Annotated in this window: 17 protein-coding genes; 13 read left to right on the top strand and 4 right to left on the bottom strand. The window is 53.8% G+C overall.

Annotated elements, in window-relative coordinates:
- The first annotated feature begins 2 nt into the window (after nt 1-2).
- Complete coding sequence (locus AB1S56_RS16890) at nt 3-959, top strand: sugar kinase (RefSeq protein WP_340868061.1); 957 nt, start codon at nt 3-5, stop codon at nt 957-959.
- Entirely contained in the window at nt 959-1,741 is a 783-nt protein-coding gene (locus tag AB1S56_RS16885) for a DeoR/GlpR family DNA-binding transcription regulator (RefSeq protein WP_340868060.1), read from the top strand. Before AB1S56_RS16890 ends, AB1S56_RS16885 begins: the two co-directional genes overlap by 1 nt.
- Nucleotides 1,742-1,852: 111 nt before the next feature.
- Here the strand turns inward: AB1S56_RS16885 and nagA are convergent, their stop codons facing one another.
- Nucleotides 1,853-3,043: an N-acetylglucosamine-6-phosphate deacetylase gene (nagA, locus tag AB1S56_RS16880; RefSeq protein WP_340868058.1), complete on the bottom strand. Its 1,191-nt coding sequence runs from the start codon at nt 3,041-3,043 to the stop codon at nt 1,853-1,855.
- The gene (gene nagB, locus AB1S56_RS16875; RefSeq protein ID WP_340868055.1) at nt 3,044-3,769 is read right to left on the bottom strand and encodes a glucosamine-6-phosphate deaminase; all 726 of its coding nucleotides are present in this window, start codon (nt 3,767-3,769) and stop codon (nt 3,044-3,046) included.
- A gap of 281 nt (nt 3,770-4,050) precedes the next feature.
- On the opposite strand from nagB, the gene fni reads away from it, so the two are divergent.
- Together fni and AB1S56_RS16865 are read left to right on the top strand one after the other, a co-directional pair.
- Complete coding sequence (gene fni / locus AB1S56_RS16870; protein ID WP_340868053.1) at nt 4,051-5,115, top strand: type 2 isopentenyl-diphosphate Delta-isomerase; 1,065 nt, start codon at nt 4,051-4,053, stop codon at nt 5,113-5,115.
- Between the two features lie 4 nt (nt 5,116-5,119).
- Nucleotides 5,120-6,127, top strand: coding sequence for an MBL fold metallo-hydrolase (locus tag AB1S56_RS16865; RefSeq protein ID WP_340868051.1), 1,008 nt, complete (start codon nt 5,120-5,122; stop codon nt 6,125-6,127).
- On the opposite strand, the gene AB1S56_RS16860 is transcribed toward AB1S56_RS16865, so the two are convergent.
- The gene (locus AB1S56_RS16860) at nt 6,106-7,719 is read right to left on the bottom strand and encodes a response regulator (RefSeq protein ID WP_340868050.1); all 1,614 of its coding nucleotides are present in this window, start codon (nt 7,717-7,719) and stop codon (nt 6,106-6,108) included. The genes AB1S56_RS16865 and AB1S56_RS16860 overlap by 22 nt on opposite strands.
- Nucleotides 7,720-7,769: 50 nt before the next feature.
- Complete coding sequence (locus AB1S56_RS16855) at nt 7,770-9,506, bottom strand: histidine kinase (RefSeq protein WP_340868049.1); 1,737 nt, start codon at nt 9,504-9,506, stop codon at nt 7,770-7,772.
- 198 nt (nt 9,507-9,704) lie between these two features.
- On the opposite strand from AB1S56_RS16855, the gene AB1S56_RS16850 reads away from it, so the two are divergent.
- The 9 genes from AB1S56_RS16850 to AB1S56_RS16810 all read left to right on the top strand — a co-directional run bounded on the left by AB1S56_RS16850 (nt 9,705) and on the right by AB1S56_RS16810 (nt 24,737).
- Entirely contained in the window at nt 9,705-10,619 is a 915-nt protein-coding gene (locus tag AB1S56_RS16850; protein ID WP_340868507.1) for an ABC transporter permease subunit, read from the top strand.
- Between the two features lie 39 nt (nt 10,620-10,658).
- Entirely contained in the window at nt 10,659-11,537 is an 879-nt protein-coding gene (locus tag AB1S56_RS16845; RefSeq protein ID WP_340868047.1) for a carbohydrate ABC transporter permease, read from the top strand.
- 130 nt (nt 11,538-11,667) lie between these two features.
- A complete protein-coding gene (locus tag AB1S56_RS16840; RefSeq protein ID WP_340868044.1) occupies nt 11,668-13,389 on the top strand; it encodes an extracellular solute-binding protein in 1,722 nt (573 codons plus the stop codon).
- A gap of 186 nt (nt 13,390-13,575) precedes the next feature.
- On the top strand, nt 13,576-17,625 hold the full coding sequence (locus AB1S56_RS16835) for a carbohydrate binding domain-containing protein (protein WP_340868043.1): 4,050 nt from the start codon (nt 13,576-13,578) through the stop codon (nt 17,623-17,625).
- A gap of 122 nt (nt 17,626-17,747) precedes the next feature.
- Nucleotides 17,748-19,577, top strand: coding sequence for a sensor histidine kinase (locus AB1S56_RS16830; RefSeq protein WP_340868042.1), 1,830 nt, complete (start codon nt 17,748-17,750; stop codon nt 19,575-19,577).
- Nucleotides 19,570-21,105 carry a response regulator transcription factor gene (locus tag AB1S56_RS16825; protein ID WP_340868040.1) on the top strand — a complete coding sequence of 512 codons (1,536 nt, stop codon included), beginning with the start codon at nt 19,570-19,572 and terminating at the stop codon, nt 21,103-21,105. The genes AB1S56_RS16830 and AB1S56_RS16825 overlap by 8 nt, the downstream gene beginning before the upstream one ends.
- A gap of 177 nt (nt 21,106-21,282) precedes the next feature.
- Complete coding sequence (locus tag AB1S56_RS16820; protein ID WP_340868038.1) at nt 21,283-22,749, top strand: ABC transporter substrate-binding protein; 1,467 nt, start codon at nt 21,283-21,285, stop codon at nt 22,747-22,749.
- Nucleotides 22,750-22,861: 112 nt separating this feature from the next.
- Nucleotides 22,862-23,800, top strand: coding sequence for an ABC transporter permease subunit (locus AB1S56_RS16815; RefSeq protein WP_340868037.1), 939 nt, complete (start codon nt 22,862-22,864; stop codon nt 23,798-23,800).
- Between the two features lie 19 nt (nt 23,801-23,819).
- Nucleotides 23,820-24,737: a carbohydrate ABC transporter permease gene (locus tag AB1S56_RS16810; RefSeq protein WP_340868035.1), complete on the top strand. Its 918-nt coding sequence runs from the start codon at nt 23,820-23,822 to the stop codon at nt 24,735-24,737.
- Nucleotides 24,738-24,745 lie beyond the last annotated feature (8 nt).

Raw genomic sequence — 24,745 nt, 5'->3', positions numbered from 1 at the left:
TTGTGCGTGACGTATCACCTCATATTATAACGTTCGGAGAGACGATGGCTCTGTTTATGCCGGAGGAGCACAAAGCGATCGAACGGGCATCCAAGCTGGAGCAAAGCTTCGGCGGAGCCGAAAGCAATGTGGCCATAGGCCTTGCCAGACTTGGCGTCTCGGTCGGCTGGTTCGGCGCGCTTGGCAATGATCCATTCGGCAAGCTGATCTTGAAAGCGCTGCGAGGAGAGGGCGTAGACGTATCGCGCGTCAAGCTTAGCGGCGAAGCGCCTACGGGCATGATGTTCCGCGAGCATGTGGCGGGCAGACTCGCCGTACATTATTTCCGCAAGGGCTCGGCCGCAAGCCGCATGAAGGCGGAGGAGCTTGATGAGGATTACATAAGAGGGGCGAAGCTCCTGCATGTAACGGGCATTACCTGCGCCATCAGCGAGGATGGACGGAGAACAGTCCGCCGCGCTATGGACATTGCCAAGGAAGCCGGCGTAAAGATCAGCTTCGATCCCAATCTTCGCCTGAAGCTATGGTCGATCGAGGAAGCGCGGGAGACGCTGCTTCCATTGGCAGCCGACGCGGACTATTTCCTGCCGGGCTGGGACGAGCTGAAGCTGCTGTACGATACCGATGATTACGAGACGGTCAAGAGCCGCCTGAACGAGCTTAAGGCGGTTACGGTTGTCAAGGGTATGGGAGACGCCACGGTTGTTCTGGACGGGGATCAGGAGACGTCCGTGCCGTTCTATCCTGCAGAGCAGGTTGTCGATACGGTGGGCGCTGGAGACGGCTTTGGAGCAGGCTTCTTGGCGGGGATTATGAAGGGGATGACGCCTGTGGAGGCGGTTCGCCTCGCCAGCATTAACGGCTCGCTGGTCGTGCAGATGCGTGGAGATTGGGAAGCTCTCCCAGACTGGGAAGTTGTCGAGCAGCGCATGTCGGCCAAAGCGTGGGTGGAGCGCTAATGAACGACGGGAGCGGGTCCAAAGGACAGCGCCGGCGGGAAGCGATTATGCAGCTGCTGAAGCAGCAGGGACGAATTACAATATCGGAGATGGTAGAGCGCTTCGGCTGCTCTGAGGCGACTGCGCGCAGGGATCTGGAGCAGATGGAGGGCGTCTATCCCGTTATTCGAACGATAGGCGGCGCCATGTATGACGGAATGAGCACGATGCGCGAGCTGCACTTTGCCGAGAGAGAAGGCCTGTCCATTCTGGAGAAGGAGAGAATCGCCCAGCTTGCGGCGACGCTCATTCACGAAGGAGATGTCATCGGGCTGTCCGGGGGCACCACCAACTTTCTGCTGGCGAAGCTGCTGAAATCCCGTAAGGGCATTACCGTCGTCACCAACGCGGTTAATATAGCCATGGAGCTGGCAGGCAGCCAGATTCAGGTTGTCGTTACGGGCGGCATTATGCGCCACAACAGCTTTGAGCTTTGCGGTCCGCTGGGCGAAGGAATGGTTGCGCAGCTCCATATCGGCAAGATGTTCATCGGCGTGGACGGGATCTCGGCTACGGGCGGCATATCCAGCTATTCCGAGCAAGAGGCGCAAATCGCCAAAGCGCTGATCAAGCGCTCGCATGAGACGTATGCGGTTTTTGATCATACCAAGCTGAATCGAACCTCCTTGTTTTCTATAGCTGCTCTGTCTGAGCTCAAGGCTGTCATTACGGATTCCGTATTGTCGGGTGAGCTCGCGGAGGAGCTGGACCATCACAATGTATCGGTGTTTGTTACGGATTAAGAAGCTGCGAATGAGTAAGCAGTGCGTTGTACATGACGAACAAGAACCTCCCTTGCATCTGCAAGGGAGGTTCTTGTTCAATTATAAGAAAGTATAAGTTATCTCTATAGCCTATGAGCGGCTAAAAATGCTTCTTCCGCCTGACCAGGTGCGCTCCACTTGGAGCTCCGTATCCGTCAGGACAAGATCGGCAGCCTTGCCGACAGCGATTGAGCCGCGATGCTCCATCACGCCCAGCGCTCTTGCCGGATTGCCGCTGGCCATTCGGCTGACGTCTACGATCGACAGTCCTGTGTTCGCAAGCAGGTATCGAATTGCGCGAATCATAGTCAGGCTGCTGCCTGCCAGCGCGTTGCCCTCGCGAAGTCTCGCTGTGCCATTCTTCACGACAACGGCGAGTCCGCCCAGCTCATATTCGCCATCCGGCATACCGGCCGCCTCTATAGCGTCCGTTATAATGAGGACCCGGTCCTGCGGCTTGGCCGCCAGCAGGAGCGCAATGGCTGCCGGATGCACATGCTCGCCGTCGGCAATGATCTCTGCGTAGATCCGGTCGTCCGTCAAGACAGCGCCTAGTGTGCCAGGCTCTCTGTGGTGCAGCCCGCGCATCGCATTGTACGTGTGAACGGCATGGGTCAGCCCAGCGTCCGCGGCAGCCCGCATATCCTCATACAGGGCGTCTGTATGGCCGGCAGCCGCTATTATGCCTTGCTCCTTCAGCCATTGAATGGTCTCGATGGAGCCGTTCTTCTCTGGAGCAAGCGTCAGCAAGCGGAGAAGCCCGGGATATTGCTTATGCCAGCTCTTCAGCCATTCCAGCTGGGGATCACGAATAAAGTCAGGATTTTGAGCGCCAGGCCACTTCTCGCTAATGAACGGACCCTCCAGATGAACGCCAAGCAATTGCGCGTAAGGCATGCCATCCCGCTGATAAGCGGAGACGGCCTCCAGCACGGCTTCTATGGCTTCCCGTGAAGCTGTCATCGTCGTAGCCAGCATAGCTGTTGTGCCTTGGGAGGCATGGAAGCCTGTTATTCGGTCGTAGCTTTCACGGTTCGCATACATAAAGTCCCCGCCGAAGCCGCCATGTACATGAAGGTCGATAAATCCCGGCAGCAGCCAGCCTCCGTTGCCGTCCAGCCAGCCTTCCTTCGCCTGCGGGTCAGCGGCGGGCTCCCCGCTATCCTCCAGAATGCTGTCAATGCGGCCGTTCGACACGGTTACGCTGCCCTGGATCACTCGATCCTCCAGCACGATATTCACGTTATGAATCGTCCATGTGGCCGTAGCCTGCTCTGTCATCTAATCCAGCATCCTTCCCGCTTCCCGATCAAGCAATACGATGACACGCGGATGGGTCTGCAGCAGCGATGCGGGAATCTGAGTTGTCACAGGTCCCGTCAACGCCTCCTTGACGATACTCGCTTTGTCGGAGCCGCGCACAACCAGCAGAATCGTATTCGCCTTCAATATGGAGCCTACTCCCATCGTATAGGCTTCTGTCGGCACCTCATCCATGGAAGCGAAGAAGCGGGCATTCGCCTCGCGCGTCTCCTCCTTGAGCTTGACGACATGAGTGCCGGCAGACAGCTCGCCATCCGGCTCGTTGAAGCCGATGTGGCCGTTATGGCCGAGGCCGAGCAATTGGATATCCGCGGGATGCTCGTTCAGCAGGGCGTCATAACGGGCGCATTCCGCTTGGGGATCCGGGGCCATGCCATTTGGCAAATGTGTCTGGCTGGCTGGAATATCGACGCGAGAGAACAGATGGCGGTTCATATAGTAGGCGTAGCTTTGATCGTTGTCAGGCGTCAGGCCGACATATTCGTCAAGATTATAGGTCGTGACGCCGCTGAAGCTCAATTTGTTGAGATTGTAGTTATCTACTATTTTGTCATAGATGCCGATCGGTGTCGATCCTGTGGCGAGACCCAGCACGGCTTTAGGTTTTTCGTTAATGAGCTTGGTGAACAGCTCTGCGGCGTATTGATCAAGCTGATCTGATGTATCAAATATTTTGAGTTCCATAAGCTTCCTCCTGGTTGCCCTATTGGCGGATAATCGGAATCGATTGCTACGATAAGATGTTCATTCCTATGCATTAAGTGTACTTGATTACGTCGAATTACACAATATTTTTGATTGATAAAATCATATTAATGAATATTACAATCATAAAATGGTTGTCCTTCATAGCATGCTGCTTTTGTCTGGCCGCCATGCGTACAAGAGCATTTTGCGGTAAATTATGTTATGCTTGTTTCGTTAAGGAGCAACCGTTCTGGGACGGGGAGCAGGAGGTCACACAAATGAGCGAACAGCTTGAACATATAGGGGAAACAGCCAAGCGCAAAGGCGAGCATATTCGGATCTGCTTGGAGGAGAACGTGAGCGGCAGGGATGTGTCCACGGGCTTCGAGGAGTACCGTTTCGTCCACAACGCGCTACCGGAGCTGTCGTTCCGGGATATTCGACTGGATACGGAATGGCTCGGGCTATCCGTACGCACTCCTCTGCTCGTCAGCTCGATGACGGGCGGCACAGACGAAGCCGGAGCCATTAATCGTCGGCTCGGCACCGCGGCTGAGGAGAGGGGCTGGGTTCTGGGACTGGGCTCCATGCGTGCGGCGATTGAGCATGAGGAGCTTGCCGCAACCTTCCGCATCAGGAAGGAGGCGCCGACCATACCCGTTATTGCCAATATCGGCGCGGTTCAGCTGAATTACGGCTTTGGTCCGGACGCCTGCAGGAGGGCTGTCGATCTGGCAGAGGCCAATGCGCTGGTGCTGCACCTGAACGGGATGCAGGAGGTATTCCAGCCGGAAGGCGATACGAACTTCGCCGGCTTGCTGAAGCGAGTGGAGGAGGTATGCGCCAGCCTCTCTGTGCCGGTAGGAGTGAAGGAGGTTGGCTGGGGGATCGACGGCGAGACCGCTATGAGACTGAGCGAGGCGGGAGTATCGTTTATCGATGCGGCAGGTGCCGGCGGAACGTCATGGAGCCAGGTGGAGAGATACCGTACGCACAACCCCATTCAGCGCGAGGCGGCGGAAGCCTTTATGGACTGGGGGATACCGACGGCGGCCAGCGTTGCTGCCATTCGAGCAAGATTGCCTCAGCTGTCTGTTCTTGCAAGCGGCGGTCTGAAGAACGGGGTTGACGCTGCCAAGGCTCTTGCGCTTGGCGCGGAGCTTGCGGGCTTCGGACGAACACTGCTTCCAAGAGCGGCCGTCGCAGATGCCGCATTGTCCGTGGAACAGCTGCTGGAGCAGTTTGAACGGATTGAGTTCGAGCTGCGTGCCGCCATGTTCGGCATTGGAGCAGCGGATATATCGGCTCTCCGTTCGACCAGCAGGCTAATCAAAAAAGGGTGATAGGATGAACGAGTGCATAACATTAAGCCATAATTGGCTGCAGGTGAAGGTGCCGCTTCCGTTCTCCCTCAAGTGGGTCAACAGCTATGTGATACCGGAGGAGAATGGCTATACGATCATCGATCCCGGCTTAGGCACGGAGGAAGCAAAAGCGCTGTGGGAGGAGGTGCTGGCGCAGAATGGGCTTGCTTGGAGCGATATTCGGCGTGTCGTTCTGACTCATCAGCACCCCGATCATTATGGACTGGCGGGCTATGTGCAGGAGAAAAGCGGGGCGCCTGTGTGGATAACGAGACGGTCTCATGCTTACGCTGTAAGGCTATGGGGTGCGGAGAGCCGGTTCCGGAATGATCTTCGCGAATTATATTCGGCTCATGGCATGCCGCAGGAAGAGATGGATGCCATTGCGGCTAATCTGGACAGCTTTCATGCGCTTGTGTCGCCGCAGCCTGAGGTCCGGTATATGGAGCCGGGTGGCACAATGTTGCTGGGCGGGCGGAGCTGGGAGCTGATCGCCGCTCCTGGCCACGCCTATGGCGCGGTTTGCCTCTACCAGCGCGACATTAGATGGATGATATGCGGCGATCAGGTGCTGCCGCATATTACGCCGAATGTCAGCGCCGTTCCCGGCGAGGAGCCGAACCCGCTGGCGGATTTCCTCCAAAGCCTGGAGGAACTGAAGCGATATGACGTCGACTATGCGCTGCCTGGGCACAGGGATCCGTTCAACGGCTTTCGGGAGCGGATTGTCGAGCTGCAAAGCCATCATGCCAGAAGGCTGCAGGGGATGACAGACCTGCTCGCAGAGGAGCCCCGAACCGCATTCGCTTTATGCGAGACGCTGTTCGGGACGAGGCTGCGCACGAATCCGCACAATTTAAGGTTTGCCATGTCTGAGACATTAGCTCACCTCTTCTATCTGGAACAGGAGGGCAAGGTGCGAGCCAGCTTGTCCATGGAGGGCGTAGTGATCTATTCGGCCAGCCCGCATTATTTGTCCCGGAACTCCTGAGGCGTCATGCCATATCGGTCCTTGAACACCTTGATGAAATAACTGGTTTTCTGGTAGCCGACCCCGGCAGCAATCTCATAAATCTTCTGAGAGGATGAACGAAGCAGATGCGCGGCGGCTTCCATCTTCAGACGGGACAAATATTCGCTAATGCCTTCTCCCGTCTCCAGCTTGTATACCTTGGAGAGATAGGAGGGGTTCAGATAGACATGATCCGCGATCGTCTGCAGGGAGGCGTCGGCCAAGCGGCCGGCGGCATACTCCTGCACCTTCTGAATAAGCCCCGTACGAGAGTCCTGAACGCGGCCCTCCATACATCCTCTATAGCTTTTGATTGCATCCTCGACCCATGACTTCAGCTGGGCAATCGTATGGAAGTGGGGGCCGCTCATCAGGTGGTTGTATTCTACCCCCAGACAATCCGCCAGCCACAGCTTGTTTTTGTGAATGGCATAGCTGAGCGCGCTGACAAGTGCGAAGTAGGCTTCCAATATATGCTCATAGGAGTCTCCGCGCTTCCCTTCAAGCTCCTCTATGATTTGCTCCAGCTTCTGCTCCGCCGCCTCCCATTGTCCGGCTTCCAGCAGGTGGCTCATTTGCGGCGGCTGGTACAGGTGGGACAATGAATGGGCTTCTCCCTCACTAGTTTGCGACTGTTCGTTCAGCGTAAGCAGGAAATCGCGCTCGACCCCAATGCGCTGGCGAAAGCTGCCAAGCAGCGTCTCGTAATGCCGGGACAGCCCCTCGGTGAAAGTGCTTTGACCGCCCAGCACCAGCGATATAGTCCCTTTCAAATAAAGCTTGACGTAATGCTGCAGATGCGCAGCCCTCTGTTCAATCGACTCCATGCGAAGAGACTGGGAGCCAGCCCGCTTCTGGAAAATAAGAAATACATGGTAGCCGAAGCTGTCCTTCGCGTACCACAGCTGATGCTCCTCCGCGAATATTTCCTCCGCCATATTGCATACCGCAAATTCCAGCAGCGAAGCATCGCGTTCATTCTGCTCGTAGAAGTAGTCTTCCATACGAAGCAGCATCATACAGTATGGACTTTCGTAAGCAAAGGGCAGCTCCACCATGGCCAGCTTCTCTTCCAGCTGGACGCGGGCGATTACTTCGCCCTGCAGCAGAGACAAGAGAAGATGGGAACGCAGAATGGGATAATTCTCCCGAATGGAGGCCATTGCGCTTTGATGGGAGCTCACCTCCCGCCATCGGCTCTCCAGCTCCTCGATCGCCCGCCCCACGGCAGTCAGCAGCTCCTCGTCCTCAACAGGCTTCAGCAGATAGTCGGTTGCCTGGCTCTTCAGCGCACGCTGCGCATATTCGAAATCGTTGTAGCCGGAGAGCAGTATGCAACGCACATGGCTCCATGTTCTCCGGATCGTCTCGATCAGATCCAAACCAGATATGCCCGGCATTCGGATGTCGGATATCACGACGTCGATCGGCGTTGAACGCATAATGTCCAGCGCTTCCGCTCCGGAGCCTGCTTGATGCACTTCACCGATTCCGATGCTGCGCCAAGGCAGGTTGGTCGCCAGATCCGTCACCAGATCCGGCTGGTCGTCCACAATTAACAATTGATACATAGATAATCAGCCTCTCTAAGTCTAAGTCTAGGTCAAGTTCGTTACGCTTCTTAATGCTCTGCAGCTTGGTCCGGCCATTCCAGTCGCACGCTTACGCCGCCCTCCGGGCGAAGCTTGAATTGTATGGAGGCGTTCGGTCCGAACTGGAACAGCATGCGCTGCCGAATATTCCATAGCGCGCAGCCCGTGTTGTCGTCAGGCATATTCAGCAGATCGCGCTCCAGCTTTTGGAGTGCTTCGTCCGTCATGCCGACACCGTTGTCTTCCACAAGAAGGGTGTTCCAGCCACCCGATTGAGCTCCCGTAATGGCAATGACCCCGTCGCCGTCGAACCGCTCAATGCCGTGCAGAACAGCATTTTCGACGATCGGCTGAAGCAGCAAACGCGGAATTTCCAACGTTAGCATGGTCTCCGGCACCTGTATGCGATAATTCAAATGCTGAATATGGAAGCGTTGGATTTCCAGATAGCTCTCCAGCAGCTGGAGCTCTTCCTTCAGTGTAGCCGTCAGCTTCTCTACCCTTGTTGTATAACGATAATATTTGGACAGGTGCAGGCTCATCGTCATAACAGATTCCTTCTTGTCGAGCCTCGCCAGGCTGCGAATCAGCGCAAAGCAGTTGTACAGGAAATGCGGGTTGATCTGGGACTGCAGCTGCTTGACGTTGGCCTCGCGGCGCCTGAGCTCCTCCACGTACACCTTGCCGATCAGCCTCTCGATTTCCGCGGCCATGTCGTTGAACCGCTCGAACAGGTAGCTGAACTCGTTCTTCGGATTAACATTAATCCGAGCCGAATAATTCCCTTCCTGCAGCCGCTTGACGTTGCGGATCAGCAGACCGATGGGGCGCTGCACATTGCGGTAGAGCAGGTACCCCGCGAGAAGGCTCATGATGAGGAGCAGCGCTACGGAGCCGTAGAACAGCATCTGGCTTTTCACGATAGGCTGCAGCACTTCCTCAATGGGCACGTAATCCACCAAATACCAATTCAGCGTTCCAATATAAGCGAATGTAATCAGATAATCGCTGCCTTCCAGCTTGACGATTTGGTTGCTGGCGGCAGGATGCAGCTCGTTGGCTTGTATAAGGCCGCCAATTAAGGCAATCATGCCGTCGTTGGAGCTTTTGTTCCGAATCGTGCTGCCATTGGCGTCCATTAGGAAAGGATCGCCTTTGCCTGTTTGCTTGAAGGCATCCAGGTCCTTGATAATATGCTCCTCCGGAAACGATATTTCGACAATGATACCCGCGTTCTTCAGATCTGTCAGCTTGCTGCGGGGCTTCACGATATGACGGACAAAGCGCTGCTGCTTCATATTTTGAGTTGTCATCTCCAAATAACGCCAATTCGGCGCCAGCGATGCTTGGACACGCTCTAGATCATAGGAGAGATATTTGTTCGTGGATACAAACTCCTCATTCTCCGGCGCTAGTATGCTGTATTGCGTATCCCATCTCTGGGACACGTTGAGAAGGCGCAGCCTCTCCATGATGCGCAGCCGCTCGTCGTTGCGATCATAAGCGCTTTCAATAAGGTGAAGCGTCTGCAGCTGCTGAATATGAATATCCTCGCTGAGAAGAAAGCCAAGTGAGGATAACGTGGTAACGCTTCTGTCGATTTCACTGGCTAGATACGTAATGTCCTTCTGCTTAAGCGAGCGCATCTCGTCCTTGATGACCTGAATGCTTGTTCTTATGGATAGTGTGTACAATAAAATAATGGGAATTAATAACAAAACTATCAGAGTCATAATTTTGGCAAATGTATTTTCTCTTAGTCGCATCCTTTACCTCACCTTTGGCGCAATGTTGGAGCACAGGAAACAAAAAAAGTGGCATGCTTCCAAAAATCGTGGTCTATAAGCACAGGGGAGAGTGCTGATAAGATTATGATACAGGGAGAGGTTAAAAGACAACTCCAATTTTCGAAAGGGGGCAGACACACGGTGGAGAGTGTGATCAACCAGCCGCAGCAACCAGAGATGAAAAAAAAGCCAGAGCGGATGAGAGAGAAGTGGAGTCGTACTTGGCCCTTGCATCTCATGCTGCTTCCGGCAGCGATTGTTACGTTTATATTCGCCTATGTGCCGATGGGCGGCCTTGTGATGGCATTCCAGGATTTTAAGCCAAAGCATGGCCTGTTTCATTCCGAATTTATCGGCCTGGAGCATTTCCGATTTATGTTCGAATATCCGGATAGCAAGGAGGTTATCTGGAACACGTTAATCATATCGGGCTTGAAGATTGTGTTTGGCTTGATCGTGCCCTTTGTTTTTGCGATTCTGCTGAATGAGATCAGAAGAGTGTTCTTCAAGCGTGTTGTACAGACGCTGGTGTACTTGCCCCACTTTATTTCCTGGGTCATACTCGGAGCGATTCTGACCGATATGCTGGGAAGCAAGGGCATTGTGAATACAACGCTGATGTCGCTGGGCATGACCTCAATTCCATGGCTGACAGACGGCGATTGGTTCCGATTCACGGTAGTTGTCAGCGATATTTGGCAAAACTTCGGCTTCAACACGATCGTATTCCTGGCCGCGCTTGCGGGCGTCAACCCCTCCTTGTACGAAGCGGCGGAGGTGGATGGGGCCAATCGCTGGAAGCAGACGATTCATATTACCATTCCAGCCATGATTCCAATTGCGGTTGTAGTCGGCACACTGTCGCTCGGCAACATACTAAACGGAGGCTTCGATCAGATCTTTAATCTCTACAACTCTCTTGTGTACGACAAAGGCGATATTATCGATACGTTCGTGTATCGGACGGCGATTCTGAATGGGCAGTACAGCTTCGGTACGGCAGTAGGGCTGTTCAAATCCGTGATCGGTCTTATTATGATCGTATTTGCTTATAGACTTGCCTACAAATACGCCGGCTATCGCATATTTTAAGGTCACGCCAGAGACGGATGAGAAAAAGGGTGGGAACAGATGTATTATAAAACGACAGGCTACAAAATATTTTCGACCATCAACTATGTGCTGCTAGGTCTGATCTGCTTAACCTGCGTGCTGCCGCTGATTCATATTCTCGCGGTCAGCTTCAGCGCCAGCGCGCCGGCTAACTCCAATCTTGTTGGACTTGTCCCCATTGGCTTCAACTTCGAGGCCTATACGAAGACGCTAAACAACGATAACTTTCATAATGCGCTGCTGGTTGGTATTGAGCGCACCCTGCTGGGCACAGCCGTGGGCATGGGACTTATGACGCTGGCAGGCTATGCGTTGTCCAAGGATAACGCGGGCTTCCGCAGCCGATCCATCTATATGTGGTACTTCCTGTTCACGATGCTGTTCAGCGGAGGCATTGTACCTTCTTATATGCTGATCCGCAATCTGGACTTAATGAATTCCATATGGGCGCTCGTGCTGCCGCTTGCGATTAACGTCTTCAATATGGTGCTTATGATGAACTTCTTCCGCGCCGTGCCGAAGGAGCTGGAGGAGGCTTCGCTGATCGACGGCGCCGGGCAGTTCCGCACGCTCGTCAGCATTTATTTGCCGGTATCCATGCCTGCAATCGCAACCATCTCGTTGTTCACAATGGTAATGCACTGGAACTCCTGGTTTGACGGATTGTTGTATATTACCGATTATCGCAAATATCCGTTATCCACCTTCCTGCAAACGGTTATTGTTCAGCAGGATTTCAACAAAATTAATCCCGACGTTAACGAGCTGAAGAACATCTCCCAGCGTACGGTAAAGGCGGCTCAGATCTTTATTGGGACGCTGCCCATTCTGCTGGTGTATCCGTTCCTGCAACGGTATTTCGTCAAAGGCATCATTCTTGGCGCGGTGAAGGAATAGGCGACAAAATGGCATCAAACACAAAAAAGTGGTCTTTCAAAGCGATAAGAGGACCAAGTAAGATGAAGTAGTAACGAATAACATAATTCGTTATGTATAACATTATTTAACTTACAGGGGGTATTTAGAAATGAAAAAGTGGCTGTCTCTGCTGCTGACCTTATCCTTTGCGGTTACGATCGCGGCATGCTCCGGCGGCAATAACGGCAACAACACATCGGCTCCTAGCAGCAATGCGAGCACGAATGGCGCAAGCTCCAGCGGTGACGAAGGCTTTGTAAACGGTAAATACACAACTCCGATTACGCTGACAACAGTATGGGGTCTGAATGACAATGCGGCCATCTTCAAAGAGGGCGAAAGCATTGAGAATAACGTGCTTACTCGCATGATCAAGGAACGCCTTGGCATTGAGATCAAATATAACTGGGTTGTCACCAATACGAATGACGCTTACAAAACAAAGCTTCGCCTCATGCTCTCCTCGGGTGAGCAAATGCCGGATGTTGTCGCTTACCGCGGCGATCTGGAAACGGTGAACATGCTGATTGACTCCGATCAATTCATGCCTGTAGGGGATTTGGTTGAACAATACGCCAATGACACGTATAAGGAAGGTCTTGCATTAGATTCTTCCATCTGGCTCCCGATTACTCGCGATGGCGAGAAGATGGCCCTGCCGATCCTCGATTACGCTTACAACGGCGATCACGTCATGTGGATTAGACAAGACTGGCTCGACAAGCTGGGCTTGCAGGCGCCTACGAATATTGCCGAGCTGGAGGCTGTAATGGACGCCTTCGTGAATAAGGATCCAGACGGCAACGGCGCGGCGGACACGATTGGACTTGCGACTGCGTTCAAGAACGGCTTCAACAACTGGATGACTGACATCGGCTTTGTATTCGGCGCTCACGGCACGATGCCGGGCCAATGGAATCTGAACGCAGAGGGCAAGCTGGAGCACGGCTCGGTGAATCCTGCAGCCAAGGAAGCGCTAGCCAAGCTGAAGGAATGGATGGACAAAGGCTACATCTCGGAGGACGCGGCGCTGTTCGATGAGGTTGGCGGCTCCGAACTGTTCACGAAGGGCGAAGCGGGCATTATGTTCGGCCCGAACTGGCTGCCGGCATGGCCGTTCCCGGATCTGGTATCCAATGTGCCAGGCGCAAGCTTCAAAGCTTACCCGGTTCCTGGTGGCAATGATGGCAAGATCGGCTCGGCAGGCGGCAATCCTCCGTCCAACGGCTACCTCTTCATTAACAAGGACGCCAAGCATCCGGAGGCGGTGCTTCATTACTACAACTGGTTCTTCGAGAATACGGCGAACCCGCAGCCGGACAGCGAATTTGCGAACGGCTTCGCGGAAGGCTACGACTACGCTGTACTGCAAGATGGAACCGTGACAACGGATATCGCGAAGTATCCGGAGCTGTTCCCGGGTCTGAAGGATAAAGCGGCTCCTCCGCTCTTCTACTCCCTGACTTACGAGGGCGCGCGTATTCCGACCCTGTATGCCGACACGCATGTGAAGCTTGCGAGCGGCGCAGAGCCGGAGACGCCATACGAGAAGCAAGAATTTAATGGCCGTAAGATTGAGAACATTGAAGCCATGAAGGTTGTGGTGGATCAGAAGGACATCCGTATGAAGAACTACTATATGGGACCTCTGACTGAAACGATGCAAAGCAAAAACGAGCTGCTGAACAAGCTGTTGAACGAAACGTACAGCAAGATTGTATATGGCCAGCAACCGCTCGACTCCTTCGACACGATGGTCGACAACTGGATGAAATCCGGCGGGGAGCAAATTACGAAGGAAGTTAACGAGTGGTACGACAAAGCCAAATAAGATCTACAACAAGCTCTGCACGAACAAGGCAATAGACCAAGACTAACTCATCATGAGCAGCCTGCCATCTGAAGTGTCACCATTGAACTCTTAGCGGCGGGCTGCTTTTCTCATGTCAATGTAAGCGATTACATATCGAGAGTAATAAGTGTACGAAACCTTATTTGGAGGAAGGAGCAAGCTACAATGAGGAAAAAGGGATTATCCTTGCTGCTTGTGGCGGCCATGGCTGTCACGATGCTGCCGACGAGCCAGGCACACAGCGCGCAAGCAAAGGAGCAAACGGTGCTGGAGGAGAAGCATTGGGGGTTTTCGGCAATGAAGGAGTGGGAGGACCAGGGACTGCTGTCCGGTTATCCGGATGGCACCCTTCGCCCAGATGCTCCGGTCACACGAGCGCAGTTCGCAAGGCTGCTGAGCAGCGTATTCCACTATAAAGGGAGCGTCGACCCCGTCTTCGCGGATGTATTCGGCGACGAATGGTATGCTGAGGATGTAGCTGGCGCAGCCGCTGCCGGTGTCATAACGGGTTACCCCGATGGCACCTTCAGGCCAGCCTCCCCCGTAAGCAGACAGGATGCCGCGAAGCTGCTGGCAGCAGCCTTTAAGCTGGAGCTGCCCGATCAAGAGAAGCTTCAGGCAAGCTTGGCAGTGTTCACAGACAGCCGGGACATCGACACTTATGCAGCAGCCTCCATTGCCAGGCTGACAGCGGATGGTGTGATTAAGGGATATTCGGACGGAACATTCAGACCGAAGCGCACAGTCACTCGAGCAGAAGCCGTTGCCCTGCTTTATACCTTGTCTGGAGAGGTGTATTCCACGGCCGGCATCTACAAAAACATCGAAACGAATGGCCATGTTGTCATTCGCACTGACCAGGTTACCCTCCAAGGAGCCGAGGTTAAAGGAAATGTTTATGTGACGGAGGGTGTTGGCGAAGGGGATGTGACGATCTCCGGTTCGGCTATTCGCGGCAATCTTCATATCGATGGGGGTGGCGCCAATAGTATTCATATCCAGGATTCCAATGTCGAATCCATCATCGTATCCAGACAAGCAGGCCCGGTGCGAGTTGTACTGGAAGGGCAGACAGCAGTTGCACAGATGAATGTAGAGAGCGGGGCCTATATCGAGGTAGAGGAGGGAGCTTCCGTTCAACAGCTTACGTTCCGAGAAGAAGCCAAGGGCAGTACGCTGCAGTCAAGCGGCAGGATTGGCGAGCTGACGAACAAGGCTGGTGCAGAAGTAAAGGTGCCGAGTCCAAAACCTACATCTTCCGTCAGCACGCCGATAAGCACTCCTGCACCGACGCCAACCGCTTCTCCGACAAGCAGCCCGTCAGCCAGCCCTGTGCCAACGGACGTTCCGCAGGAAGCGGATTGGAGAATCGTGTGGCGCGATGAATTCGATCGCAGTGGAAGCAATCTCGACACAAACGGCATTGATCTGGACAAATGGGGCTACCAGCTTGGAACAGGCTCGCAATATGGTCTGGATGGCTGGGGCAATAATGAGCAGCAATATTACAGGCAGGATAATATTTCGGTCAACAATGGCTTGCTGACTATTACTGCCAAGCAAGAGTCCTATGAAGGCAAGCCATATACGTCCGGGCGATTGTTCACGGAGCCAACCTTCTCGCAGGCCTATGGGAAATTTGAAGCCCGGATGAAGCTGCCTGCCGGCGAGGGCTTGTGGCCCGCATTCTGGATGATGCCGCAGGACAAGGAATACGGCGGATGGGCAGCCTCAGGGGAGATTGACATTATGGAGGCGCGCGGCCGGCTGCTGAAGGAAGTGGGAGGCACCATCCACTATGGTCGCAACTGGCCCAATAACAAATCAACCGGAGCCGAATATCACTTCGAGGGCGAGGAGGATATTACAGGCTTCCATGTATACGGACTGGAATGGGAGCCAGGCGAGCTCCGCTGGTATGTAGACGGCAAGCTGTATCAAACCATCAATAGCTGGGATAGCTGGGGAGCGGGAGAGCCTGCCAAATATGCCTACCCTGCTCCGTTCGACAAGCCCTTCTACATGATTCTGAATCTGGCTGTCGGCGGCAATTATGATGGGGGCAGAGTCCCGGCTGCTTCTGATATGCCTGCCGAGATGCAAGTCGACTATGTGCGCGTGTATGAGCTGGACGGCCGTCCTTATCGGACACCTGTGGAGCCGGTTATAGAGGCAGAGCCTTATCCATCCTCCTACAAAGAGCCCATCGCGGGGAATTTTGTATATGATGCTGGCTATGAGGAAGCCTTCACCAATGTAACAACATCAGGGGATTCATTGAACACCCGCTATTGGAATTTTGTAACGGTGGATACATTCGGAGGAGCCGGGGCGGTCAGCGTCGATACGCTTGCTGGCGATCGATTCGCGAAGGTGAACATCACCTCCGGAGGCAATGCGGCTCATGCCGTACAGCTCATTCAGAATGTGACCCTGGGCAAGGGTCGATGGTATCAGTTAAGCTTCGACGCCAAGTCGGATGCGAATCGGACCATGGCGGTGAAGCTGGGCGGCGGAGCAAGCAGAGGCTGGTCCGTCTACTCCGACAGTCTGGAGACAAAGCTGACTGGCACGGTGAGCAGCTACTCGATGACATTCCAGATGACGAGCGATACCGATCAACTGGCGCGTCTTGAGTTCAACATGGGTGTTGGCACTTCGCCGGTATGGATTGGCAATGTGCGCCTGGAAGAGACAACCGCGCCTGATCCCTATGCCGAAAATGGGGAGAAGGAGCCTCTGGAGAATGGCAATCATATTTACAATGGAAGCTTTGAGCTGGGCCGGATGGACCGTCTCACCTATTGGCAGCTTGTAAAACAAGGAGCTGCGGAGGCGCATGCATCCGTGGATGCGGCTGCCCGTGAGCTGATGGTTTCTCTTCCGGAGCCAGGAGCCCGCGCAGAGGACGTTGCGCTAGTGCAGAAGGGACTAACCTTGATTGACGGCAATGAATATAAGCTGACGTTCAAGGCTAGAGCCTCTCTGAGCAGAACCATTGCCGCTCAATTGCAGAAGCCGGATGGCTCCGTCTATGCGTCTTCTCAGACAGTTGCGCTGAGCACAGCTATGGAGGCGTATGAGCTTAGCTTCTGGATGGAAGGAGGAGAGGGCAAATCGAGTCAGCTCGCCTTCCTTCTCGGCAGCGGCAGCGGAGATGTCTACATCGATGATGTCGTCCTCACTCGACTGACCGACAACAATGTAGGCCTGCCGCTTGAGGAGCAGTTCCCGCTTAAGAACGGCGACTTCTCTAACGGCATGAACCGCTGGAGCGAGCATGTGCAGGGACGATACGACGGCTGGGATTCCGTAACACGATTCAGCGTGGAGAACGGTGCTGCAGTTGGCAGCATATCCAGTGTGGGGAATAATCCGTGGGATGTCATGCTGATGCAGACCGACTTCCCCCTGAGAAGGAATGGGACCTATATCGTGACATTGGACGCAAAGTCCTCCATTGATCGGGAAACAGAAATTGTTATTGACATTCCAGGGGCTCGCCTGTTATCGAATCGAGAGCAGCTGACGACGGATTGGAGGAGCTTCAGCTACGAGCTGCCGGTGAACGCGGATGTAACAGCATCCTTCAAGCTGCTCCTGGGCAAGCTGCAGAATGCAGCCCCGCTGGGATCACATACCGTTATGGTTGACAATGTACGTGTGGAGCTGAAGGATGCCCGTACCCAGGCTTTTCTAGCCGTTAACGGCGGCTTCGACAACGGGATGGCGGGCTGGTTCACTCATGTGCAGGGTGTCTATGACGGGCCCTCCAGTGCCGTTGTAACAGCAGAGAATGGAGCAGCCGCAGCTGCGATCCATCATCCTGGCCTTAACCCTTGGGATATTGTCCTGTTCCAGAATGCGGTGACACTCAAGAAGGGGATAACGTATACCGTTTCGTTCACTGCCAGAGCGACAACGCCGCGTTCCGTTGATTTATCTGTGGAGAATAGCAGCTACTTCCGATACTTGAATGAAAGAGTGCGGCTGGAGGATTATGTTCAGACCTATAGCTTCGACTTCACAATGACGCAGGATGATGCCGCAAGCCTCAAGCTGCTATTGGGTAAAATGCCGGAGGATGGCGTCTCTCCGCATCAAATCTATATCGATAATGTACGATTCGAAAGGAAGGGAGCGCAGGAGGCGACAGGAGAGGCGGCTAGGAGCAGTCACGACATCGATCCCCCTGCAGCTTCAGCGGTACAATAACGATCAAGAGGCGGTACAGGAGCTCACCTGTACCGCTCTTTCGTCTGTGTTGCGACAGACAGTTCGAGATATGCTAAGATGAAAACAATCATGGGATCGGCTACATCAAGGAGAGAACATATATGCTTGTAAGCTTTTATCGCAATCGCATTCGCAATAGCTTGTTCGCCAAGTGGATCCTGCTGTTCGCGGCCATCGCCGTCGTCCTGATTGTGACGCTGGCCCTCGCTGTTTATACCTACCTGGCCAGCACAATCGTGGAGGATGTGCTCGACAAGCAGAAACAAACCATTGATGCCGTTGGCGAGGAGATGGCCAGCATCCATGAAGATGTGCAAGCGGCGGTGAGCAATCTGTACCGCAATCGCGTTCTGGCAGACCATACCTCCTATCTGCTTCAGCACTCCTTTGACGATTATATTCGGCTGAAGCTGGACAGCTTCTATCAAGAGAGCGGCCTTGGGGTGAACGCCTTGTCCTACTTCGATAATTGGATAGAGGATCATCCCAGCGCGGAGCATGTGCTCCTGTACAGCGCGGAGAGGCAGTTCCTGTACGCCTATAATCAGAACGGACAATCCAAGCTGATTGGCACTCACGCAGGCCACTCCTATATCCCCGACGCAATGGCACTCAATTTGCAGCCTGTTGGCACGCCTAATGCCTGGCTCCTGAAGGCGCTGGGCAAGCGTCAGCAAGGAAGCGGGCTCATCTCCTTCCGGGAGCCGATTAACGATCAGGATACCTACAAGAATGTCGGCCAGATGATCGCCTTCTTCCGGACTGATGGGATCGACCGTGCTGTCAGACGGATTGCCGAGGAAGGCATGGGCGCCATATTGGTGCTGTCGGCCGATGGCTTTGTGTTGTATGATTCCACGGGTCAATATAACGGTGAACGGCATCCCCATGCGGATATACTGGAATCGCTGGATGCCGAGGAGCGTCTGAGAGAGACCGCCTATATCAATAAGCTGACGAATAGCCAGGCTGGCTATACGGTTGTAGGAATAGCGCCCAAGGCGGAGGTGGCGGCGGCGTACGAGGGCTACCGGCTCGCGATTATTGCGGCTGCTGCGGTTAGTATTATTTGTGTCGTCATTATTCCAGGAGCGCTGGTCATGAACTATGCCAAACGAACGAGCAACATTATTCGTTTCATGCGCAAGGTGGAGCAGGGAGAGCTGACGCCTCGCATTCCGGATGACAAGGATGATGAGCTGGGACAGATCGGACGCAGCTTCAACGAGATGCTCGACGAGCTGACGCGTTATATTGATCGTGTCTATAAGGCGGAAATTAGAGAGAAGCGAACGGAATATGCGGCGCTTCAAGCACGCGTGAATCCGCATTTCCTGTACAACACCTTGGAGGTTATTCGGATGCGCGCCCTGTCACAGGGAGCTGACGATGTAGCGGAGATGATCTACAGCCTGTCAGCCTTGTTCCGCAACGTTGTCCGCGATAAGCCGGTGTATACGCTGAAGGACGAGATCGAGATGTGCCGTCTGTATCTGGAGCTGTTCCGCATACGCTACAAGGACAAGTTTGCGTATGAGATTCGTCTGAAGCCCGGTACAGGCGGGGTAGAGACGATGAAGCTGCTGCTGCAGCCCATTATCGAAAATTATATTGTGCACGGACTGCGTCAGGATGATCGGGACAATCGCATTGAAATCGAGGGCGCCAAGGATGGTGAGCTTGTGCGTATCGAGATTCGCGATAACGGAACAGGCATTCCAGCCGATAGGCTGCAAGCCCTCGATGCGACGGGGGATCGTAACGGGCAGGAGGAGGGAGCATCCTCCTTCGGCTTGCGGAGCGTGCATGAACGGCTGCGGCTGATTTATGGCAATGAGGGCGGACTGCAGGTGTTGAATCGTCCGGAAGGGGGCGTCTGCGTGACATTAGAATTTCCAGTCAAGAAGGGAGAGCAGGGGCTGCATGTATAAAGTATTCCTGGCGGATGATGAACCGTTTATATTGGAGGGGCTGCGCGATGCTCTCGACTGGTCCAGCTATGAGCTGGAGATTGTGGGGACAGCTGAAAATGGCGTGCGCGCGCTGGAGCAGCTGCGGCTGGCTCCGGTCCACATCTTAATCACCGATATTTCCATGCCTGCCATGAACGGTCTTGACCTGATTCAAGAGGCGAGGAGGCTGTATCCCCATCTGCACGTCGTCATTCTCAGCGGGTTCAACGACTTCGACTATTTGAAGCAAGGGCTGCGACTGGGAATCGAAAACTATCTGCTGAAGCCCATCAATCTCGCGGAGCTGAAGTCTACGCTGGAGGGCATTATTGAGAAGCTTGACGCACGGGGCCGAGACAGAGGGGATTGGCAGGCGGAGGATATGGATGTCTTGCGGGATAATATCGTCAATCGCTGGCTTGCAGGCGATATTGCACCGGGCGAGCTCCATGAGCGGGCGGAGATGCTGGGCATGGACCTGGATAAGGAATTTATGCTCGTTGTCATGCTTAAAGCCGGCACGGGAGAGGAGCAGCTTCGCAGCGAGCTGCTCCGGCAGGCGGAGCGGCATGGCCTCGGTATTCCATTCCGCGATAAGGAGGGGGCGCTGGGCATCGTGATGTTCCCTGAGCGACAGGGGGATGCCGAACGGGAAGGACGCCGCCTGCTGCAGCATCTGACGGAAGCTTTGTCCGTTGAAGGAATAACGATTTCCCTTGGCAGCGTCGCGCTTGGAGAAGAGGAAGCGGGACGAAGCTATGACGAAGCGAAGAAGGCGATGGAATACGCCTTTATTCATCCCCAGCTGGAGGTGCTGGACTTCGGCAAGCTTGCCAGTCCCTCAACCTCGGCAGACGGTACTCCTCTGCCCTCCATGGATTGGAGCGATTATGCGAGGCTGCTTGCAGCGAAGGAGAAGGAAGCCTTGCTGACACGCATTCACAGCGACTTGAGCAGGCTGGCCGAAGCTCCAGGGATGACGCCTGCACGGCTTCAGAACGCAGCGCTGGAGCTGATGCTTCATCTGAAGCTGGAGCTGGGCGCCATTAAGAAAACGCCCGTGCCGGAGCTGATCCCGGAGGATGCCGCTCGCCGAGTAATGGATGCAGACACCTTGGCTGATGTGACGGCGCTTGTGGAGGAGGTGGCCAAGGCTGCCGTGGAGTCGCTTGTCAGCGATACCAAAAGCCCAGTCATCGGTCAAATTTTGGCCAGAATTCACGAGAACTGCGCGGAGGAGCTGTCGCTGAAATCCTTGAGCGCGCAGTTCAATATACATCCCGTCTATCTGGGGCGTTTGTTCCAACGGGAGGCCGGCGAGACATTCTCGGAATATGTGAATCGGTTCCGGATCCAGAAGGCGAAGGAGCTGCTGGCGGAGCCTGGCCTGAAGGTGAATGAAATTGCCAGAATGGTGGGCTACTGGGAGATGGGCTACTTCTACAAGCAGTTCAAAAAGTATGTAGGAGTGTCGCCTACAGATTATAAAAGCTTGCTCCAGACCTGATGGTTTGGGGCTTTTTTTGTGGCAAAAGGGTCAAAGCGGTCCACGCGTGAGTATTCAGGTTTAGTTTGGAGACGATAGGTTTAATAAGTCGCCTATTTGTAACTGTTTTCATACGGTACTGTAAAGGTAGGCCAAGCGGCTGAACGAACTCGAACAAAATGAGGGAGGAAAAAGAAAATGGGGAAAAAGAAAAAAGGCTTTATGCCGATTGCAGCGCTGATTCTTGCGGTATCGTTAATCGTAAGCGCATGCGGCAATTCTGAAAGCAATGAAAGCAATAACGGCGGCGAGGAGCCGGTTGAGCTGATCTGGTATACGATTGGCACTCCTCAGAAGGATGTTAACCGCGTGATGGAGGAAGTCAGCGCCTACACGAAGGAAAAAATCGGCGTGACGGTTCAGATGAATATGATTGACTGGGGCGATTACACGCAGAAGCTTCAGGTGATGACAGCGTCCGGTGAGCCGATGGACATTATGTTTACGTCCTCGTGGGCATTCGATTATGTTCAGAACGCGCGGAAGGGCGCATTCCTGGAAATCGGCGAGCTGCTCGACTCGCACGGCCAAGGCATCAAGGAAACGCTGGACCCAGCCTTCCTGGAGGGCTCCAAGGTCGATGGCAAAAACTACGGCATTCCTGCCAACAAAGAGCTTCCTGCACAGGAGGTTTGGCGCTTCAACCAAGGGCTGCTGGACAAACACGGCCTGAGCCTGGACGGCATCTACAGCCTGGAGAGCCTGGAGCCATTGCTGCAGACCATTAAGGAAAATGAGCCGGGCGTTACACCGCTTGCAGTAGACAAAACCTACAAGCCTTACGTTCCATATGACTTCATTATCGAGAATATGCCGTTTGCAGTAAGTCTGGATACGACAGACTACAAGGTAGTCAACGTGCTGGAGATGCCTGAGATGCAGCAAGCGCTGGCGACTATGCACAAATATTACAAGGCTGGTTATGTCCCGACAGAAGCCTCTACTCTGGATTCGTTAACGGATCTCCAGACAACGGGCAAATGGTTCGCTGACAAAGCAACAACTCAGCCGTTCGCAGACAATCTTTGGTCCCAAAGCTACGGCTATCCCGTTGTATCCACTCCTCAGAGTGAATCGCTGATCTACAACTGGTCGGTCATGGGCTCCATGCAGGCGATCTCCGCTAACTCCGAGCATCCGGAGAAGGCTATGGAATTCCTGAACCTGCTGAATACGGACCCTGTCCTTCGCAATATGGTGGATTCCGGCATTGAAGGCGTGCACTACAAGGTAACAGGTGATAACCGTATGGAGAACCTGGAGGAGTCCAAAAACTATGATATGCCAACCTTCTCGCTTGGCAATGTCATGCTGACGTATCTGAACCCATCCGACCCAGACAACAAATGGGAGGAATTCAAGTCCTTCAACCAGAACGGCACGGAAGCTCCGCTGCTTGGCTTTAACTTCGATCCCACAGCTGTCACTGCTGAGCTAGCTGCGGTCAGCAATGTGAAAGAAGAGTACTGGGCTGCGCTGCTGACGGGAACGGTAAATCCGGATGAGCATCTGCCTAAAGCGATTGAGAAATTCAAAGCAGCCGGTTTGGATAAGGTCATGGCTGAGATTCAGCGTCAGATTGACGAGTGGAAAGCAGCTCAATAATCCGAAGTTCAGAGGAGGGAGGGACGGATGGTCATCATTCGTCCTTCTTCTGTATGGCCAGTGTATGCCTATTTTATGAACCAAAATCCAAATAGATTAGGAGTGAATGAACATGGGAGCTATCGGACGGTTCTTCAAGGATTTGAATCGCAACAAGGCCATGCTGCTGATGGTGCTGCCGGCGTCGCTCTGGTTTCTCTTTTTTTCGTACCTGCCCATGGCGGGTCTTGTCATTGCCTTCAAGCAATACCGGGTGAGCCGCGACGGCTTCTGGGCCAGTATCGTGAACAGCGACTGGGTAGGTCTCTCCAACTTTAAGTTCCTGTTCAGCACCAACGACGCGTATCTCATTACGAGGAATACCGTGCTCTACAACGCATTTTTTATTATTCTGGGACTCATATTGTCCGTGGCGCTGGCTATCGTATTGTCTGAAATAGCGAACAAGCGGCTGGCCAAAATTTATCAAACGGGCATGTTCCTCCCGTATTTCCTGTCGTGGATCATCGTCGGTTATTTTGTATTCAGCTTCCTGAGCCTTGACCGCGGTGTACTGAACCGTGTGCTGGCGAACTTCGGGATCGATCCCATTAACTGGTATACCGATCCAACCTGGTGGCCGGTTATTATCGTGGTTGTATTCCTGTGGAAGGCCGTTGGCTACAACAGCGTCGTCTACCTGGCTGCCATTATGGGTATTGACCGCTCCCTGTATGAAGCGGCGATGATCGACGGCGCGAACAAGTGGCAGCAAATCCGGAACGTTACCTTGCCGATGCTGAAGCCGCTAATTATTATTCTTACCCTGCTGGCAATTGGTAAAATATTCTATGCCGACTTCGGGTTGTTCTATCAGGTGCCTCGCGACTCCGGACCGCTCTATTCCGTGACGAACGTTATCGACACATATGTCTATCGCGGCCTTAAAGCAACGGGCGAGATTGGAATGAGCACCGCTGCAGGCCTATATCAGTCGCTCATCGGCTTCATACTCGTCATTACGTCCAATTACATTGTCAGACGATATGACAAGGACAACGCATTATTCTAGAAGGAGAGGAGCCATCCACGTGATCAAAACAAATAAGCAATCCCGCGATTTCCAGAGGCTGTCCTCCGGATGGAACATTGTGTTCAACGTCATTGCCGCCATTGTCGCCTTCCTATGCGTCTTCCCCTTCCTGTTCGTGACCATCATTTCCTTCACGGACGAAAGCACGCTGGCGCTGAATGGGTACAGTGTGTTCCCGGAGAAGCTGAGCCTGGAGGCTTATCGATATGTGTTCGAGACGGGCGACCAGCTGTTGCGCTCCTATGGCGTTACGATTTTTGTGACGGTTGTCGGCACGCTGCTCAGCCTCGTTATGACGACGCTGTTCGCCTACGCGATCTCTCGCAGGTCGTTCAAATACCGTAATGTTTTTGCGTTCTACGCGTTTTTCACGATGCTGTTCAACGGCGGCCTAGTGCCGACCTACATTGTTGCAACACAGCTCTTGGGGCTAAAAAATTCGGTATGGGCTCTTGTCATGCCGCTGCTCGTCAATGCGTTCTACATTATGATTATGCGTACCTTCTTCGCAACGATGGTCCCTGGAGCCATTATCGAATCAGGCAAAATAGACGGAGCAGGCGAGTTCGGCATATTCTTCCGCCTGGTGCTTCCGCTGTCGCTCCCAGGCATTGCTACCATTGCTTTGTTCAATACACTTGGCTATTGGAATGACTGGTTTAATGCCTTGCTATATATCGATGATCCCAATCTGGTGCCGCTGCAGTCCATGCTGATGCGGATCGAGAACAGTATGCAATTCATTCTGCAGAATTCGCAGAACACAAACATCAACATGGGCGTTCTGCAGGACATGCCGCAGGATACGTCCCGCATGGCTATGGTTGTGCTGGCGACGGGGCCCATTGTATTCGCCTATCCGTTCTTCCAGCGCTATTTTATTCAAGGCTTGACGATTGGCGCGGTGAAGGAATAAGAGCCTGC

The organism is Paenibacillus sp. PL2-23 (genome assembly GCF_040834005.1).
Lineage (GTDB): Bacteria > Bacillota > Bacilli > Paenibacillales > Paenibacillaceae > Pristimantibacillus.
Note: the sequence above shows the minus strand (reverse complement) of the source record. Positions and strands in the feature narration are given on the sequence as shown.